This window comes from Enterococcus sp. AZ109 (assembly GCF_051714625.1).
Lineage (GTDB): Bacteria > Bacillota > Bacilli > Lactobacillales > Enterococcaceae > Enterococcus_A.
Genome location: NZ_JBIOSF010000002.1, coordinates 537,317 through 554,809 on the forward strand (window position 1 = coordinate 537,317; position 17,493 = coordinate 554,809).

Sequence of the window (17,493 nt, forward strand, 5' to 3'; positions counted from 1 at the left end):
CAGCGTGATATAATAAAGACAACTTTCCCCTCTAGAGGAGGCGTTATTCGTGAAAAAATCCAAAAAGTGGTTGCTCCTATTACCAATTGCTCTTTGTATCGGATTGGTTTTCTATTTTCAAACGATACCCCAAAAAAAGACTATCGATAAACCTATAGCCGAAGAAATTGCCAGCCCTATTAGTACCGCCCACATTTCTTTTGATGATGCTGTGTCACAGTCAGATCTGATTGTAAAAGTAGAAATTACCGGGCTCAACTCCGAAATTGACGCTTCTGATGAAAGTGAGGGCTCAAAATTCATTTATGATGCCTCGATACTAGAAGTTTTTGCTGGTACGAAAAATGCAAACGAAGCCATAAAAATTATGCAAGATAATCTGTCGCATGCTCCGGCTACTGAAAGCTCTCTGTTTGCACCTGGAGATACGCTCATTTTGATGTTGTATCAGGCCCAACCTGAGAAGGAATTTCCTAATACTTATCCTATTTACAAAGAGTACCTATTATCAAATGTGACAACTCAAGCAATCGATTTAAACCCGGGAGATTCGAACTTTACCGATTTAGGTACACCGGAAGATCCCGGACTTAACGCAAGGATGGCCGAACTGATCAAGGATCGCTCTATCGATGCTGAAGTTTTATCAATCATTTCGACTGAGGAATTGGAACAAGCCATCACTCAAGCAATTCAAGGTATATGACCGAAGCCATAAAAAGCCCTCAAAATTAGACTGAAAAACCTAACTTTGAGGGCTCACTTCAAAATATGCGTCTCTATCTAATCAGTATCCCATTGAGTCTATTCTTAAACTTTCTCTGACACTGCATCACTTACTGATTTAGCCACTACTTGTGCAACACCTGGTTGGAAAGCATCGGGAATAATGTTAGTGGTGCTTAGATCCTCATCTGAAATCAAGCTAGCAATTCCACGAGCTGCAGCGATTTGCATATCCACTGTGATCTTTTTCGCACGGGCATCCAATGCGCCTCGGAAAATTCCAGGAAAAGCCAACACATTGTTGATCTGATTTGGAAAGTCGCTGCGTCCTGTTCCTACAATGTAGGCGCCCGCTTCTAAGGCTTCATCTGGAAAAATTTCCGGTGTTGGGTTTGCCATCGCGAAAATGACTGGTTTTTCCGCCATGTATTGAATCCATTCAGGTTTTAATACACCTGGAGCCGAAACACCGACAAATACATCGGCACCTTGCAACGCATCCTCTAACGTTCCCGAACGTTTTTCACGATTGGTCAGTTTTGCAATTTCTGCGTGGTGAGCAGGCAATTTGTCACTGTCGTCTTCATTAATGATCCCGATTTTATCTACAACCGTCACATTTTTAGCACCAGCTGCCAAGAATTTGCGGGTTACCGATAATCCGGCAGATCCACCACCGTTAACGACAATCTTAACTTCTTCGATACTTTTACCAATTAATTTCAAACTATTAAATAAAGCGGCTAGTACAACGATCGCTGTACCATGTTGGTCATCATGGAAAACCGGGATGTCACATTCTTCGATTAGACGTTGTTCGATTTCAAAACAGCGAGGCGCACTGATATCTTCTAAATTGATCCCGCCAAATGTTGGCGCAATCGCTTTGACAATTTGAATAATTTCTTCAGTGTCTTGAGTATCTAGCACAATCGGCACTGAATCCACTTCCGCAAAGCGTTTGAACAAAGCAGCTTTCCCCTCCATAACTGGCATCGCTGCTTCAGCACCAATATTTCCTAAGCCTAGGACAGCTGATCCGTCACTAACAACAGCAACGGTATTTTTCTTAGTCGTCAATTCGTAAGCCAAGCTTTTATCTTCTGCAATCGCTGAGGAAACAGCTGCAACTCCCGGAGTGTAGGCAATACTCAAATCTTCTTTTGTATTGATACTAACCTTGGAGACAACCTCTAATTTTCCACCGTTTTGTTTTGCTTGCTCTAACGCTACTTCTCTGACATCTCTGCTCATTATTTTCGCTCCTCATATTTAATGATGTATTTTATTCAAAAATAGTTCTATTTTCATGCCGTATACCATTCTGCTGCACTTATCTGTCGCTGGTTCTATTAAGAATTTTGATGTCCGTTCTGCTTTTGCTTCACTGCTAAAAGCAGAACTGGCATTTTGCATTACTAAGATTCTATTTCATTTTACTACACGTTCTTACTTTAATTAAAACTTTTTTTATATTTAAAAGATCATTCGTAAAATTGCTGTCATACTGATCACAGTAATCGCACCGCCTAAACGAGTAGCAACTTGGGCAAATGGCATCAAGTTCATGCGGTTAGCTGTACTTAAAATCGCTACATCTCCTGTTCCGCCCATGCCGCTTTGGCAAGCAGAAACAATCGCTGCTTCTACAGGGTTCATGTTCATGAAGCGAGAAACGACGAAACCGGTCGCTATAATTGTGAATACAACACTGATTACGACTACAAAATACTGCCAGCTTAATGTTCCGATTACGTCTTTCAATGGGATGTACAACAAACCAAGACCTGCCATTAATGGGAAGGTAAAATTGCCGGAAATAAATTTGTACAATTGTTTTGAACCACGTTGCGTTTCTTTAGGAACGATGTTCAAGTATTTCAAAAATGAAGCTAGGACAATCATCAAAACAGGTCCAGGGAAGCCCGTTAAATGTTCTAACAAACCGCCAGCAATAAATAGTGTACAAGCGGTTAATACCCCGGCACCCATCAATTTTACATCAATTGGCGAGTTGTCTTCTTTTAAGGCATCAGCCATATCATCGCCACCCTTCATTTTGATCAATTGACCTTGACCAGAAAGATGCGGACGTTTTTCGCCTAAACGAGAAAGTAATGCTGAACACATAATCGCGAAGAAATTACCGATAATCGTTGCCGGAATTAATTGAGCCACCAGCTGTTCACTGCCGATTCCGGTAATCGCACTGTAGCCTAGCGACAATGGCAGGATACCTTCGCCAATTCCGCCGGCCAATACAGGCGTTACAATGAAGAACAATGCGTGCTGCCAATCAAATCCGACTAACACACCAACTAATGTACCAACACCCATAGCACAAAGCATGCCGACTGTCATGGGAATAATCATCCGCATCAAGCCTTGAACCAACATTTTACGGTTCATGCCTAGAATACTGCCACACACTAGACAAGCAATATAGAAGTAAAGGAAATTCGCTTGCTTCATCAAAATGTCCGCTGAATCCAAAATGTTCTGATTAATCAAATTGAAGAAAACGAGAATAGATGGCACTAACAGAGATAAAATGGCTGGACCGCCGAAATTTTTAACAAAGGGAATGTTGGCACCGATTGTTCCCAACAACCATCCTAGTGTTAAAATGACTGCGAAGCCTCCAAGCATATTTACCGGCAGTTGTTGCAGCAAGCCTGTGGCAATGATAACTGCGGACATAACTACATAGACTGGCAATGGCACCGAGCCGACCTTTACGTCCATCCATTTTTCAATCAGTTTTTTACTTCCTATATTCGGCTTTACCGTTATCGTTGGCTGTGTCTTTTCAATCTTCTTTTCCATTTTTTGTTTGCCTCCTTGTTTTGTTTACGGTTTCAGTTTACCTCCTGCTGACAGCGAGTGATAGATTATTTAACTAATTTAAGTAACGTAATTAATTTAAGCGCTCAGGGCAAAAAAAGACTGTGCTATACTCAAAGTGGAGGAGTTTATCATGAAAAAAGGACTTAGGCTATGGACGTTGCTATCAATTATTTTTGTGGCAACCTTATTAATTACCAATACGATTCTTTACGGACTGATCCTGTACCAAGACGCTCAGACAGTTCAAAAAAAAGAAGAAGAGCTGCTGCTTTCAGTCGGGCGACAATTGGCGATTGAGCCCGGCGTACTGCAGGTACTGAATGAAGATACACCTTTAGATGCGGTAGAAGAGTACACGAAAGAAGTCGCTGAAATTCATGGGATGGATTTTATTGTTGTCATGAATATGGAGGGAATACGTCTGACTCATCCAGACAAATCACGAATTGGGCAGCCTTTTGAAGGGGGCGATGAGGCGCCTGCTTTACAAGGTCAGAGTCATGTGTCCATCAGTGAAGGAACTTTGGGGCGTTCGTTACGAGGCTTTGTGCCTGTTTATGAAGGGGAAGAACAAATTGGTGTGATTGCTTTGGGAATTGGTTTGGATTCGTTAAGTACCTTGGTTGAAAATTCGCGCAGCCGTTATACCATCGCTTTAATTGTCAGTGCTGGTGCAGGTTTACTAGTGGCCTTGCTAGTTGCTTACTATTTGAAGAAACAGCTATTGAATCTCGAGCCGCGGGAAATTTCCAGCTTGTTAGAAGAGCGCAATGCCATGTTGAACGAAACCAAGGATGCCGTGGTGGTAGTGAACAACGAGGGGATCGTGAATTTAGCCAACATTGCCGCCAATGAGATGTACCAGCAACTGACTAATCAGCCTACAGATTTAGCTGGACAGCCAATTACGCAACTGTTGCAGGACAAAGAGCAAATTGACTTTGAACGCTCAATTGAACAACTGTATCGTCAAAACGGGCAGGACTATCTTTTTTCTGCCGCCCCAATTATGGTGAACAAACGAAAAATTGGTGCGATTGTCTTTTTGCGTAATGCGACAGAATCGTTGTTTGTCACCGATCAACTGGCAAATACCACCGCCTATGCTACGGCTTTGCAAAGCCAATCTCATGAATTCATGAACAAGCTGCATGTCATTTACGGCTTGGTGGATTTAGAAGCCTATAATGAACTAAAAATTTATTTAAGCGATATTTTACAGCCGGAAAAGGAATTTTCCCACCGTTTGTCGATTCTAGTTCGCAACCCAATGCTCGCTGGTTTTTTCATTGGCGAACGAGAAAAATTCGCCGAGCGGAAAACCCAGCTATTAATTGAAATCGCACCGGAAATTCCTGAAGCAGCCGATCAGGAACAGACGACCACCATTATCAATATTTATCGCTATATTCATCACGCCTTGCTCCAGCGCTGGCTGCCGGAGGAATTAGCAATGTCGATTGAGTATCGCAACAAACAGTTAATGACAACTTATCGTCTCGCTTTTAAGGAAGAAAAAAGTGATTCCTTGGAGCTAGTATTTAAAGAAAATTATTTCCAACAACTGTTGCAGGATGCCACGGGTGAATTTGAGCTGGAAAAAGCGGAGGATCAGTTAATCATTCATGTCACCACTAATTATGAAGGGAGTAACTCATGAACGTACTAATTATCGAAGACGATCCGATGGTGGAGTTTATTCATCGTAGTTATTTGGAAAAGTTGGCTTTATTTGAAGCTCTTTATTCGGCTGACACTGTGGTTGAAGCAGAAAGATTACTTGCCGAAAAGCAAGTGGATTTGATTTTGCTGGATATTCATTTAAAAGACGGTAACGGCTTGGACTTTCTTACTCATCTGCGAGCCAAACGAACCACCGTTGAAGTAATTTTGATCACTGCTGCTAATGAAACCAATAGTGTGCAAACCGGTTTGCATTTAGGGGCCATCGATTATTTGATTAAGCCCTTTACTTTTGACCGTTTCAAGCAAAGTATCCAACTCTTTCAAGAGAAAAAACGTCAGCTGGATTCCAACCAAGTAAATCAAGACACGATCGATCGTTTGATCAATTCAGTCCCAGTGCCAAAAGAAACGACAATGCCTACAGAGGAGCTGGACAAAGGCTTGTCTCACCAAACGTTAGAACATATTTTTACTGTCATCGATGGAATCAAGCAACCCTTTACCATCCAAGAACTAGCGGAACAATGCGGCTTATCTCATGTCTCAGTACGGAAATACATTCACTATTTAGAAGATTTAGGTCGTTTAAAAAGCGAAACGATCTACACAAAAGTCGGACGGCCTTATAAAGCCTTTCGCTATCTTAAATCATAAAAAATGCAGACTAAAAAAACTTGCGCAAACCCTAAAGGTCTGCGCAAGTTTTGCTTTCTAACAACCCTACTCTGCAATATAAGAGCAGCTATAGTCAACATAATTAGCCACTTTTGCTTGAAACTCACTATTTTTAGGAACTGTAAATGTTTCTCCTTCAGTGATAGTTTTCCACTTTGTTTCATTCGGCAGTAAGACTGCCATTTCCCCTTGCAGCACCGTCATTAATTCTTCTTCATTGGTACCAAAGATATAATCACCAGCCAACATAAAGCCCAGAGTAATCTTACTGCCATCGGCTTGAATCAACGTACGGCTGGTTACTTTTCCATCAAAATAGATATTGGCTTTCTTCACTGCATCAACGTTTTTTAACAAGTACCTTGCCTCCAATTTTCCTATTTTAGTTACGCCTTTTGTACCAACGCCATTTTTCGGCTTTTTTGAATATACGTGAAGCCTGAATAAATGATGACCACAATCACAATCCAAGTCAGCACGGTAATATCTAACCCAGTGACAAACTTCGCCGCAATAATTACACCGATAATCCCGCCAATGGTAATTCCTAAGCTAACTTTTCGGGCATACTCGCCTGTTCGAATAAAGTTGATACTGGCAACCGGCATCAGCGCACCGCAAGAAGCGGACATAATGGGAAATGCCACTAGTGGACTCAACCCCAGCATATAAACCATCGCCATACAAGGCGCATAAAGTCCGACACCCATGGTCATTAAAGCCCCCAAGCCAAAATTCCCTACGATGCCAATGATCAACTTAATTCCGGTCAAACCAGTCGCCGTATTTCCCTCACCCAAAATATTGATCATACCTGACTGTTTTAAGACCATTAAAATTGCGGTCAAAATCAACGCACAGCCCATAACAAGTTGAACCTTTTGTTCCGGCAGTTTAGTGACAAATTTCGAACCGATCCATGAGCCGACTGTTGCTGAAGCAACTAGTGAAAACAAAGTCAACGGTTCTACCTTAACCACCGTAATAAAAATAATTGCTTCTAGCAAACAAGACAAGGCATGACTGACATTCAACGTTCCCGGCACTTTACGGTCATCATCCAACTGTTTGGTTACATTCATTAACAAGGTTGTTGGCGCAAAAGCACCAATACCTAATGTATCCAAAAAGTCTGTGATAAAGCCAATCCCGATTGACACAGGCATACTACCGCTACCTAAGTTATCTTTATTTTTGACAAGATCCCGGCCTAAAACACCCACATGCAAAGCAATAAAGACAACCAACATTCCCAAAACGATTTCTTTCATCTTTTCACTCCTTTAAAATAGATCCTAGAAAGAAAATCCCGCGTCCTTTCTAGGATCAGATTTTTTAACCGAAAGCTTGTTCAGTCCGTGCGATAATCTCATCTTGCAACGCTTTTTCCAGATTGTTGAAGTAGTCACTGTACCCGGCCACCCGCACAATCAGATTTTCGTATTCTTTTGGATGTTTTTGAGCTTTCAGCAATACTTCTCGATTGACAACGTTGAACTGAATATGGTGTCCATCTAATGCGAAGTAACTACGAACTAAGGATGCCATATTAGTGATTCCTTGTTCACCAGCTACCACACTTGGGGTAAATTTCTGATTCAACAAGGCACCGCCCGTTTTTGTTTGGTCGATTTTAGATGCAGATTTAATGACAGCAGTCGGTCCGTTGCGGTCGGCGCCTTTTTCTGGTGAAATACCATCTGGCAATGGAATGCCTTTGTGACGACCGTTTGGTGATGCTTCCATTACTTGACCAAAGTACACGTGACAAGTTGTCGGCAAGAATTCCACTACCGTTTTTGATCCCTTTGGTGTTGGGCGACCGGCAATTACGTCCTGCAGTGATTCTGCCACATCCTTCAACAGATCATCGGCATAATCATCGTCATTCCCGTATTTTGGTGTTTCATTATAAACCATGTCGTAAATATCATCGTGTCCTTCAAAATCGTCATTACAAGCTGCGATTAACTCGTCCATTGTCATGGTTTTTTCTTCAAAAACATTGTGCTTGATAGCTGCCAATGAGTCAGTAATCGTGGCAATCCCTACACATTGAATGTAACTAGTATTGTAGCGAGCGCCGCCAGCATTGTAATCCTTACCAGCCTTGATACAATCGTCACTCATCACTGAAAGCAGTGGTACAGGCATAAATTCCATATACATCCGTTCGATCATGTTATTGCCGGCAACTTTTACGTCTACCACATATTGCAATTCTTCATAGAAGGCTTTGAATACTTCTTCATAGGTCGTCATTTCTCGGAAATCGCCCACATCAATACCGACTTGTTTACCAGTATAGTGGTCGTATCCACGATGCATTGCCAATTCAAAAATCTTCGGAATGTTCAAATATCCAGTTAAGACGTAGGCTTCTTTTCCTGCTACTCCTACTTCAACACAGCCAGAACAAATACCACTTTCACGGGCATCATCGACTGATTTACCCAAGTAAGCCAATTCACTTAGAATCGCTTCTGAATTATAAAGTGCTGGTTGCCCCCAGCCTTTACGGGAAACCTTCAAAGCTTCACGCAAGAATTTTTCCGGTGATTTTTTCGAGATTTGGACATTGGAACTCGGTTGCAATAATTTCATTTCGTCCATTACTTCCAAGATCAAATAGCTGACCTCGCTAACACCACTAGTACCATCTGGTCGTAATGCCCCAGTATTCAAGTTACAGAAGTCAGTGTAAGTGCCACTTTCTTTCAGCGTGATACCCACTTTTGGCGGTGCTGGCTGATTGTTAAATTGAATCCATAGATTTTCTAGTAATTCACGGGCTTCTTCTCGGGTCAAGCGCCCTTCATCAATATCTTTTTCATAAAATGGTTCTAAGTGCTGATCTAATTTTCCTGGTGAGTAAGCATCCCAGTTGTTCATTTCCACAGTCACACCAATATGCACGAACCAGTACATTTGAATCGCTTGACGGAAGGTTTGTGGTGCATGTTCCGGTACTACATCACAGACTTCAGCCAATTCTAGTAATTCTTTTTTCCATTGTGGGTCGTTTTCTGTTTCGGCCATTTCACGACACTGCTGCGCGTAACGTTTACCGAAGATAATCATCGCTTCGCAAACCAGTTTCATACCTTCTAATTCTTCACGTTTATTCAAGGCTTCCATATCATTGTTGTAATCTAAGTTGGCGATTTCCCGCTCAATATCTGCTTTAAAATCAGCAAAACCTTTTTGATACATTTTGCCATCAGCTACTGTATGTCCTGGACCTCGTTGCATCAAGAACTCGGTATATAATCCCCCATCAAATAAAAGATGCCACTCTTCTGGCAATAATTTGTTCATGCGAGTCATCATTGCCCGCTCATGCCAGTACGGAATGATGACTTCTTCTTGAATTTTGCGATCTTCGTCTGAAACCTTAAAAAAGACTTTTTCTCGATTGTTCATATTTTCGAAATCATCCATCGTATGACAGCACAGCTCAGGGAATGTTGGAGCCGCCCACGGTGCATGACCTTTTTCACCCACAATCAGACTACCCTTTTCAATATAATTGGTACGGTTTTCCATAATATGTTTAAACGCTAGCCCTCGTAAAACGGGTGCCGAGACTTTGCCTTCCCATTTTTTATAGGCTTCTGTTAACAGCACCGCCCGTTCCATCGAAATACGCGGTTCACAACCTTTTTCGCTAATTTCCCGCAATTCCTTAATCCGTTCTGTACTTCCTCTGCGTGTTGGTTCCAATGTTAATTCCGTCAATTTATTTTCCTCCTTTTTATCTACCTGCTACCCGCCAATTGAAACTTGATAACCTGCTGACTCATAGACCTTTTGGATCGTTTCCACTTGTTCATCGGATGGTTTGATAAAGTTTTGTGTGCATTCTCTGTTCAAACGTTTGTACTTGTCACGCCCGAAATCATGGTAAGGCAGCAAAGAAATTTCATCTACGTGAATTCGCTCTTCCCGCAGCCACTCAATAATCGCTTCGGCTGTTTCTTCATCGGCATTGATTTCTTCTAGTAAAATTAAACGTAAATCAATCGCAGCCTTTTGCTGTGAAAGATAACGTAGATTCTCTAAAACTAATTCATTTCCAATCCCTGTATATTCACGATGGAATTGTGAATTAATGAACTTTAAATCATATAAAAAGAGATCGGCATAAGGCAATATTTTCTCGTAGTTTTCTTTAGGGGCAACGCCGCAAGTATCAATAGCTACCGAGATTCCCATGCGCTGGCACTCTTTTGCCAATTCCACTACGTAATCAATGTCTTGAGCCATCACTTCCCCGCCAGAGAAAGTAACACCGCCGCCGGATTGGTCATAAAAAATCTGATCTGCCTGAATCTTTTTGACTAATTCACGAATGGAATAATCCTTACCAATCAGCTCTTCCTTGCCATATTTATTCAGCATCATCTCAGGAGCAAATACCTGACTCTCAGGATTGTGACACCACTCACATCTAATGGGACAGCCTTTGAAAAAAATCGTGGTTCGAATACCGGGACCGTCATGCGTGGAAAACTTTTGAATGTTAAAAACTGTGGGCCTTTTCTTCACTTTATCCCCCTCCTACTCACTTGTAATTATAATCACAAACGAAAAGTATTGCAAGCGATTTCTTCATTATTATGAATTTTTATCTGTCTTTACACCACATAAGTTCACCTAAGTGACACTGTGGGCTTTTCTATGAATTTGCGCTATACTTATATTAAATAACTTCAGGGAGGTAAAAAAATGAAGATTGGGGAAAAAGTAAAAGCACTTCGAACCGAGCAGGGATTGACCTTGAAGCAACTGTCTGAAGCTACTGGATTATCGACTGGTTTTCTCTCACAATTCGAGCGAGGGATCACTACCATTGCGGTAGAACATCTGTCCACAATCGCTGACATTTTTGAAGTCAAGATCAATTATTTTTTTGACGATGAACAAGAAGTCGAGCCCATCATTCGCGGCTATGATCAGCCCGTCCTGCGCATTTTAAATAATATGATTTATAAACAATTGAGTCCGATACCTGAGGACAAACAAATGGCGCCTAAGCTAATTGAAATCATGCCCCATGAAGAACGAGAATTCCCTGATTCTTATCCTCATCACGGAGAAGAATTTGTTTATATTTTAGAAGGGATTTTAACTTTGGAACTAGATGGCAAAAGCTATCAACTCTATCCTGGCGACTCGGCCCACTATTTTTCTACACTGGATCACAATTGGGACAATCAAACCAACCGAGTGGTGAAGTTCATCGTGGTTCACTACCCAAGTGATTTTTAGCAAGGATTTGGCAAACAGATGACAGTCAAAGAGTGGCTGTGACATAAAACGTCACAGCCACTGAAAACCGAATAATCGGTGTGACTGAAGTAGCTCTTTCGGAAATAAGCCGCATAATCGCAAAAATATGAGAAGCTATTTTCGGATTATGCGGCTTATTTCTCGGAGCTGAACACTTCTGTCACAACCTGTCTTTGATCAGTTATATAAAGAAAATCCTGCACCACCTTTATCCACCAACAAAAATTCGTTTATCTTCCACTACCTATCAAGTTTTTTGAATATCTTGATCAATTTTTTCCTGTACCTATTTAGAAATACTAATATTGTTGTTCTTCAAGAAGAAATCTTGATACTTTTTAATGGATACCATGCGTTTGATAGGCTCTTCACTAAATCTTTTTAAGATAGCTGCAGGATTTGTCGCAATCAAGGTGATGTATTGGTATACCTCTTTCTCCCTTTCTAAATCGGACAGTGCCTCTTCATTCATCTCGGGAAAACGTTCTTTGGCTTCATATAGATCAAATAAAGTAAATTCCAAAGGGCTTTTTGCTAGCTCCACAGCCTCGTTCAAGTTTGCTGCAGAGGCGTTAATTTCCATTCCTTCAAGCAGTTCTTTTGTCTTCTGTTTTGACAAAAACAAAAAACCGAATCATTTAGCACCTGACCAAATTATCCGATCGTTCATACAAAGAATTACTTCATTACGTAATCTATACCAAGTTCATTAACTTTTGATAGCTTCGGTAATTGCTCGGTCAACTCTTGCTTTACTTAACCATACACAATAAAATGATAAAAAATACACATTTCTACTATTATATAAAAGCAGGTGCTGTCATGGAACTTTTAACTTTACGAAAATCCCCCCAGCTCAAAAATGAACTGACGGAATATTTACAGCTGCATTGGGGCAGCGAAGAGACTTATGAGCTCTACCGTGACTGCTTAGCGCACGCAATTGATGGAAAGCTGGCCTTGCCCATGTGGTATGCCCTAAAGGACAAAGAACAAATGATCGGTTGTGCTGGCTTGATCCCCAACGATTTTATTAGTCGCATGGATTTGGCTCCTTGGTTATGTGCTCTTTTTGTAGACGAAAATTATCGAGGAAAGAAGTTGAGCCAGCTTCTAATTGAACAAGCCAAAAAAGATACCCGAAAACTCGGATATCCAACACTTTACTTATGTACCGATCATAATGGTTTTTACGAAAAACTGGGATTTACCTATATCGGTGGTGGCTTTCATCCTTGGGGTGAACAGAATCAGATCTACCAAACCCATGCCTAAAGCTTCGCGCCAATTAAAAAAGTTAGCGAAGCTTTAGTTTACGAAGTCCAAGCTGCAAATAAATTTTGGTACACTTCTTTCTTTTTGGTATCCTCATAAATTTTCTCACTTAACGCTGCTTCCAGCCAAAAAATCTCATCGATAACAGCTACTGCCTGCTTCGCTTCTGGTTGATCAGCCCAAACTGAAATAGCGATGCCTTTAGTTTGAGCTAAATCTGCTTCAGTGGTGGCTTGTCCATTCGCAAAGGTGGTTAGCTGGAATTGGTGGTTGATTCTTTCGTAAGTAGGATACTCGTAGCCAGCAGCTTCGCCCAAAACGTAATAAAAAAAGTTGTCGTTATGATTAATCACCGGGTAATCCAATGCCAAAAAGGTCTCGATTGGTGCCATGAACGGATTCCAGCGAGTCCAATAAGAAATTTCACAGGAATTAGACAGCTGTATCTGTTCGCAGCGGTTGGTGCGATAAAAGCCGTCATTCCATACGCGAACGGTAAAGCCTAAGTCCTCCATATAAACGATCAATTCATTTACATACTGGATGAATACTTCAATTCCACTGGCTGCTGCTCCATAATCAGTTAGTGCCGCCGCTTTTAGGCTAGGATACTTCTCAAGGCAATCAAAATCAATGAATTCATCCCCGCCAATATGGAAATAACGACTCTCCCAAAACAACTCAGCAAACTCCCGATAGACGTCCTTAATAAAATCTACTGCTTCAGGATTCACTATATCCAACGCCCGAACATCTCGTGAAAGTTCGCCATTCTTGATCATGGGTAATTGCCATTTAGGATAGTTCCTTAATAGCTGCTGCAAGTGTCCGGGTGAATCCATGTCTGGAATAATTTCGATATAAAATTGCTTGGCATAGTCGATCAGCGCTTTAACCTCTAACTGAGTTAAAAACTCCGCTGAAACAATTTCAGGATGTAGCGTTGATTCAATCCGAAAGCCTTCGTTTTCCGAGAAATGCAGCTGCAGATGGGTAAATTGAAACAATGCCATGCTGCGAACTAAGCGCTTTAGTTCTTCTAAAGCGTAATACTTGCGACCAATATCAATCATTACGATTCGTTCTTCCACTTTTGGATGAATCCTTTCAGGGAACGACTTGTTTGTTAGTTGGGATAAAATTATTCGCGTAATTCCCCGAAATAACGCAGCCGGTGTCCTGCCCACAATTTTCTTAGATTCCCTCATCTCCACCTTAGCTTCAATTTCCATTGACGAATCTAGCTGCAAGGAATAAACGTTTGGTGCTGAATCAGCGATTTGATAATCGAAGTCCATAAACAGTAAGCTCACTCGATCTAGTACCAGCTGGGTTGCTTGAGTTTCCGCCATAAACAGGCTGTTAAATTTCGCCATATTCGGTTTCCTTCCATTAAAGAAGCTGAGACTAAAGCTTACGCTCTTCTCTCAGCTTCGACGTTTTCATTCATCACTTCTTCTGCCAGCAGCAGACTGCCAATAATCCCACTTTCATTAGGCAATCCCCAACGAACAATGTAATCGCTGACTGCTGGTGTCTCCATATAACCTGCCATTTGTTCAACAAACGCTTGACGAATTTTCATTAACAGGTGGTCTTGATTCATCACACCCCCGCCCAAAACTATTTTTTCTGGCGCTAGAGTAAGTACATAACTCATTAAAGCTTGTCCAATATAATAAGCTTGCATGTCCCAAATCGGATGATCTGCCGGCAAATCCTGCCCTTTGATTCCCGTTCTAGCTTCCAAAGAAGGTCCCGCCGCCACTCCTTCTAGACAATCTTTGTGGTAGGGACAAGTCCCTTCATATTCATCATTTGGGTGACGCTTCACGTGCATATGCCCCATTTCTGGATGACCAATACCGGAAAAAATCTGCTCATCAATTACCACACCGCCGCCGATTCCGGTTCCAACGGTTAGATAAATACAGCTTTTCTTCCCTCGAGCAGCCCCTTTTTTCAATTCACCGAAGGCAGCTGCATTCACGTCCGTTGTCCACGCAATCGGTACTTGATACCGTTCTTTGAACTTACCTAAAAGATCAAACTCAGCCCAGCCTGGCTTAGGTGTAGCCAAAATATAGCCATAATTATCTTTTGTCGGCTCGATCCCAATTGGTCCAAATGAACCAATCCCCATCGATAGAAGCTGATATTGATCGAAAAATTGAAATACCTTAGCTAATGTTTCTTCAGGTGTTGTCGTGGGAACGCTAATTTTCTCGATGATCTGTTGCGTTTTATCACTGACTGCACAAACAAATTTTGTACCACCAGCTTCAATACCACCAAAATACATTCTTTTTACTCCTTTATTTCCAACGTTTTGATTTCGTAAGGACGAAGCGTCGCTTGATAGTCTTCTTTGCGTTCTTCTAATAAATTCAGCAGATACGCAGGTGCTTGTCCATCTTTTTCTACACATAAATCGGCTGCTTGGTCACTCAAATTGTACCCGCGCAGAATTAGTGCTTCATCTTCTTTACGTCGTTTAAGGGCCGTCACTTCAAATAAATCCCCAGCAACGGTTACGTATTGATGTTGAGGAGGCAAACTTCCCTCGTGAATACTTGTTTGCTGCGTAGTTATCGGGATTTGTGCACTGTGTGCTTGTTTGTAGGTTTCATACCGGCTAGCAGGTTCTCCATGAAGCTCGATCCCAAAGCTGAACGTATGCGTACCTAAACATTGCGCTTCTGGCGTTGGAAAATAACCCCAATCTCCTAACTCACCGACACTTCGTAAAAGCGTCAAAGCGATGGCATCTTCCACAATTTCGTATTCATTTAACCCAAAATTAGAAACAGTCAGACCAAATTGTTCGTTGTGCATATTTACAAACGCATGCTGGTGCTGAGGGTTACTTGGATTTTCCCAGTGCTTTGAAGTGCAGTTTGGTCGAACCACTGTCTCGTAAATACTGTCAGCTTCATGAGTATCGACTTCAATCGTTGTCGGGAACAATACCCGTAGACGATGATCCTTTGCTTGATTATTTACAGTTGTTTCAAAGCTTACCCGTCGACTATGGCGATCCAACGTGATTTCCGTTGTTAGGATAAACGGAATTAGTTCGTCGGAACGTTGGGCTTCTCGCTGTCTAAAATCTACTACCTTTTGCTGCTCCAAGGTCAGTAAATCGTTGGCTGATTTAGGAATCTTCATCTCGTGGATCACTCGAATCTTACCCGTTAACGGAGTATCTTCGACAATTTCCAGCTGATGATTAAAAACAGTGGATAAAATCGGCTGGTCATTTTTCGGCTGCTTGAAGATGTACTCATTGGCAATGTCCCCCACATCCTCAAAGATCAGCAAGTTTTCTACTGTTTTGCCAAGTTGCTTGTCGGTTAAATTAACCGAACCATCAGTGGTAATCGCAACCTTCACCTGTTCATTTTCCAAAATGCGGCCATTATCTTTGATCAATGAGTCTTGTAGCGGGTCAACTGTTCCTTCAACCAAAGCAAAGCTTTCCCAAGAAAAAGCTGGCAAGTGAGCAGTATCAATCGTTACCGTTACATATTTTTCCATATATGGCATTCTAAAGCGATCCTTAGGCAAGTCATAATCAAACCGAATCTGTTCCTCACTAATAACAGCAGGAATCATTTGGCCTGTTTGATTGATTACATGATAGTGTCTTTTCGGTTCTTTTGCTAACGTATCGTATCCTTCTGATGGATATTGCTCTTGAAAAGGGATCCGCTTCAACTCAATATCAACCTTAGCCGTTCCCTGTTTAGCTGTACTTGCTGTATTAAATACCACAAAGGGATAGCTGTCGGATGGAAATACGCTGGTGTCAATCCCGTTAACTAGCTGAGCTACGGCTTCGTCTGCAAGGTATTTTCCCACTTCATTGGCTTTTTCAAAGCGCGGCAGCATTTCTCGGTGCACTTCATCGACTGAACACCCGCAAATACTGTCGTGGGGATGATTTTGCATCAAGGTTTTCCACGCATAATCCAACTGGTCATGGGGGTATTCCCCGGTGAGTTCGTAAGCCATTGCGGCTAACGGCTCAGCAATATTCTCCAACTGTCGGCTAACTTTTGTGTTCCATTGCTTCAAATAAACACGTGCTGAAGCCGTGTTGGCTAAGGTAAACCAGCCATCGGTTTCTTGACTAGTCAATTCACCGGTGACTTGGCCTAGATCTTCAGGTAAATCCGTTTGTACGGCAGCTAAATAATCCATAAAACTGGAATGAATGAATTCATACTCAGGATATAACTGATTGGCTAATGCGATGGCTTTTGATATATCCTTTTGTACCGGCTGATGATCGACACCATTCATCATTAACAAATGATTGGTGGAAGCATATCTTTGGGCATCTGCCAGCTTTTGATCCCAAAATGCTTTAGCTGCTGATTCATTTGCCGGAATTTCATTGCCATTGCTATACCAATTGGCGAATAACAAGCCAAAGATTTCAGTGCCATCTGGACCTTTCCAATTCATTTCTGAATATTGAGAAGTATACCGATCTTCTAACACTTCGTTGTCAAAGCCAATTGGTTTCACTCCGCGACCAAATGCTGCTGTAGGCAAATCAGCTTGCTTCATCATCTGCGGTGTCTGACCCATATTGCCAAAGGTATCAGGAAAATAGCCTAGCATTACTGGTGTACCCCACTTTTTACTTTCCTCCATACCGATTAGCATGTTTCGAACATTTGATTCAGAGCTGATTAAAAAATCGTCCTGCAAAATGTAAAAAGGACCGATTTGCAGCTTGCCAGAAGCAATCGCCTGCTGGAGCGCTTCTTTTCTCTCAGGTCGTACCTGCAAATAGTCATCCAAAATGATTGTCTGACCATCTAAATGAAAGCTGTGAAAGTTTGGATCCTTTTCAATTAACTCCAATAGATCATCCATTAGTTGAACCAAACGCATATGATGCTGCTCATAAGCCATGTACCATTCTCGGTCCCAATGGCTGTGGGAAATAATATATACTTTTTTCTTCATTAAATTACTCCT

Annotated in this window: 15 protein-coding genes; 5 read left to right on the top strand and 10 right to left on the bottom strand. The window is 41.7% G+C overall.

What is annotated here, in order from left to right; translation table 11 throughout:
* The first annotated feature begins 49 nt into the window (after positions 1-49).
* Positions 50-706, top strand: a complete 657-nt coding sequence (locus IGI42_RS19200; RefSeq protein WP_438717635.1) for a hypothetical protein — start codon at positions 50-52, stop codon at positions 704-706.
* Between the two features lie 104 nt (positions 707-810).
* On the opposite strand, the gene IGI42_RS19205 is transcribed toward IGI42_RS19200, so the two are convergent.
* Together IGI42_RS19205 and IGI42_RS19210 are read right to left on the bottom strand one after the other, a co-directional pair.
* Positions 811-1,980 carry an NAD(P)-dependent malic enzyme gene (locus IGI42_RS19205; RefSeq protein ID WP_438717637.1) on the bottom strand — a complete coding sequence of 390 codons (1,170 nt, stop codon included), beginning with the start codon at positions 1,978-1,980 and terminating at the stop codon, positions 811-813.
* A gap of 222 nt (positions 1,981-2,202) precedes the next feature.
* On the bottom strand, positions 2,203-3,552 hold the full coding sequence (locus tag IGI42_RS19210; protein WP_438717638.1) for a 2-hydroxycarboxylate transporter family protein: 1,350 nt from the start codon (positions 3,550-3,552) through the stop codon (positions 2,203-2,205).
* Between the two features lie 151 nt (positions 3,553-3,703).
* Here IGI42_RS19210 and IGI42_RS19215 point away from each other — a divergent pair, with 151 nt between their 5' ends.
* Both IGI42_RS19215 and IGI42_RS19220 read left to right on the top strand, forming a co-directional pair.
* Positions 3,704-5,233 (top strand): Spo0B domain-containing protein, encoded by a 1,530-nt coding sequence (locus tag IGI42_RS19215; protein WP_438717639.1) that lies wholly within the window; start codon positions 3,704-3,706, stop codon positions 5,231-5,233.
* Complete coding sequence (locus IGI42_RS19220; protein WP_438717640.1) at positions 5,230-5,913, top strand: response regulator; 684 nt, start codon at positions 5,230-5,232, stop codon at positions 5,911-5,913. Before IGI42_RS19215 ends, IGI42_RS19220 begins: the two co-directional genes overlap by 4 nt.
* Before the next feature lie 66 nt (positions 5,914-5,979).
* Here the strand turns inward: IGI42_RS19220 and IGI42_RS19225 are convergent, their stop codons facing one another.
* The 4 genes from IGI42_RS19225 to IGI42_RS19240 all read right to left on the bottom strand — a co-directional run bounded on the left by IGI42_RS19225 (position 5,980) and on the right by IGI42_RS19240 (position 10,482).
* On the bottom strand, positions 5,980-6,291 hold the full coding sequence (locus tag IGI42_RS19225) for a pyrimidine/purine nucleoside phosphorylase (RefSeq protein ID WP_438717641.1): 312 nt from the start codon (positions 6,289-6,291) through the stop codon (positions 5,980-5,982).
* A gap of 29 nt (positions 6,292-6,320) precedes the next feature.
* Positions 6,321-7,205, bottom strand: a complete 885-nt coding sequence (locus tag IGI42_RS19230) for a sulfite exporter TauE/SafE family protein (protein ID WP_438717642.1) — start codon at positions 7,203-7,205, stop codon at positions 6,321-6,323.
* A 64-nt stretch (positions 7,206-7,269) separates the two neighbouring features.
* On the bottom strand, positions 7,270-9,672 hold the full coding sequence (gene hypD / locus IGI42_RS19235) for a trans-4-hydroxy-L-proline dehydratase (protein ID WP_438717643.1): 2,403 nt from the start codon (positions 9,670-9,672) through the stop codon (positions 7,270-7,272).
* A 27-nt stretch (positions 9,673-9,699) separates the two neighbouring features.
* Positions 9,700-10,482 carry a glycyl-radical enzyme activating protein gene (locus IGI42_RS19240; protein ID WP_438717644.1) on the bottom strand — a complete coding sequence of 261 codons (783 nt, stop codon included), beginning with the start codon at positions 10,480-10,482 and terminating at the stop codon, positions 9,700-9,702.
* Positions 10,483-10,662: 180 nt separating this feature from the next.
* Here IGI42_RS19240 and IGI42_RS19245 point away from each other — a divergent pair, with 180 nt between their 5' ends.
* On the top strand, positions 10,663-11,205 hold the full coding sequence (locus IGI42_RS19245; protein ID WP_438717645.1) for a helix-turn-helix domain-containing protein: 543 nt from the start codon (positions 10,663-10,665) through the stop codon (positions 11,203-11,205).
* Between the two features lie 307 nt (positions 11,206-11,512).
* On the opposite strand, the gene IGI42_RS19250 is transcribed toward IGI42_RS19245, so the two are convergent.
* Entirely contained in the window at positions 11,513-11,845 is a 333-nt protein-coding gene (locus tag IGI42_RS19250; protein ID WP_438717646.1) for a hypothetical protein, read from the bottom strand.
* Between the two features lie 203 nt (positions 11,846-12,048).
* Here IGI42_RS19250 and IGI42_RS19255 point away from each other — a divergent pair, with 203 nt between their 5' ends.
* Complete coding sequence (locus tag IGI42_RS19255) at positions 12,049-12,501, top strand: GNAT family N-acetyltransferase (protein WP_438717647.1); 453 nt, start codon at positions 12,049-12,051, stop codon at positions 12,499-12,501.
* Positions 12,502-12,539: 38 nt separating this feature from the next.
* Here IGI42_RS19255 and IGI42_RS19260 read toward each other — a convergent pair whose 3' ends face one another.
* The 3 genes from IGI42_RS19260 to IGI42_RS19270 are packed head-to-tail and all read right to left on the bottom strand — an operon-like array spanning position 12,540 to position 17,481.
* On the bottom strand, positions 12,540-13,877 hold the full coding sequence (locus IGI42_RS19260; RefSeq protein ID WP_438717648.1) for a family 20 glycosylhydrolase: 1,338 nt from the start codon (positions 13,875-13,877) through the stop codon (positions 12,540-12,542).
* A gap of 38 nt (positions 13,878-13,915) precedes the next feature.
* Entirely contained in the window at positions 13,916-14,803 is an 888-nt protein-coding gene (locus tag IGI42_RS19265) for an ROK family protein (protein ID WP_438717649.1), read from the bottom strand.
* A gap of 5 nt (positions 14,804-14,808) precedes the next feature.
* Positions 14,809-17,481, bottom strand: coding sequence for an alpha-mannosidase (locus tag IGI42_RS19270; RefSeq protein WP_438717650.1), 2,673 nt, complete (start codon positions 17,479-17,481; stop codon positions 14,809-14,811).
* Between the last annotated feature and the right edge of the window lie 12 nt (positions 17,482-17,493).

Excerpts from the sequence above, each read along its gene's own strand:
- IGI42_RS19265 (WP_438717649.1), bottom strand. The coding sequence starts at position 14,803 with ATGTATTTTGGTGGTATTGAAGCTGGTGGTACAAAATTTGTTTGTGCA.
- IGI42_RS19220 (WP_438717640.1), top strand. The coding sequence starts at position 5,230 with ATGAACGTACTAATTATCGAAGACGATCCGATGGTGGAGTTTATTCAT.
- IGI42_RS19215 (WP_438717639.1), top strand. The coding sequence starts at position 3,704 with ATGAAAAAAGGACTTAGGCTATGGACGTTGCTATCAATTATTTTTGTG.
- IGI42_RS19270 (WP_438717650.1), bottom strand. The coding sequence starts at position 17,481 with ATGAAGAAAAAAGTATATATTATTTCCCACAGCCATTGGGACCGAGAA.
- IGI42_RS19255 (WP_438717647.1), top strand. The coding sequence starts at position 12,049 with ATGGAACTTTTAACTTTACGAAAATCCCCCCAGCTCAAAAATGAACTG.
- IGI42_RS19245 (WP_438717645.1), top strand. The coding sequence starts at position 10,663 with ATGAAGATTGGGGAAAAAGTAAAAGCACTTCGAACCGAGCAGGGATTG.
- IGI42_RS19205 (WP_438717637.1), bottom strand. The coding sequence starts at position 1,980 with ATGAGCAGAGATGTCAGAGAAGTAGCGTTAGAGCAAGCAAAACAAAAC.
- IGI42_RS19260 (WP_438717648.1), bottom strand. The coding sequence starts at position 13,877 with ATGGCGAAATTTAACAGCCTGTTTATGGCGGAAACTCAAGCAACCCAG.
- IGI42_RS19230 (WP_438717642.1), bottom strand. The coding sequence starts at position 7,205 with ATGAAAGAAATCGTTTTGGGAATGTTGGTTGTCTTTATTGCTTTGCAT.
- IGI42_RS19210 (WP_438717638.1), bottom strand. The coding sequence starts at position 3,552 with ATGGAAAAGAAGATTGAAAAGACACAGCCAACGATAACGGTAAAGCCG.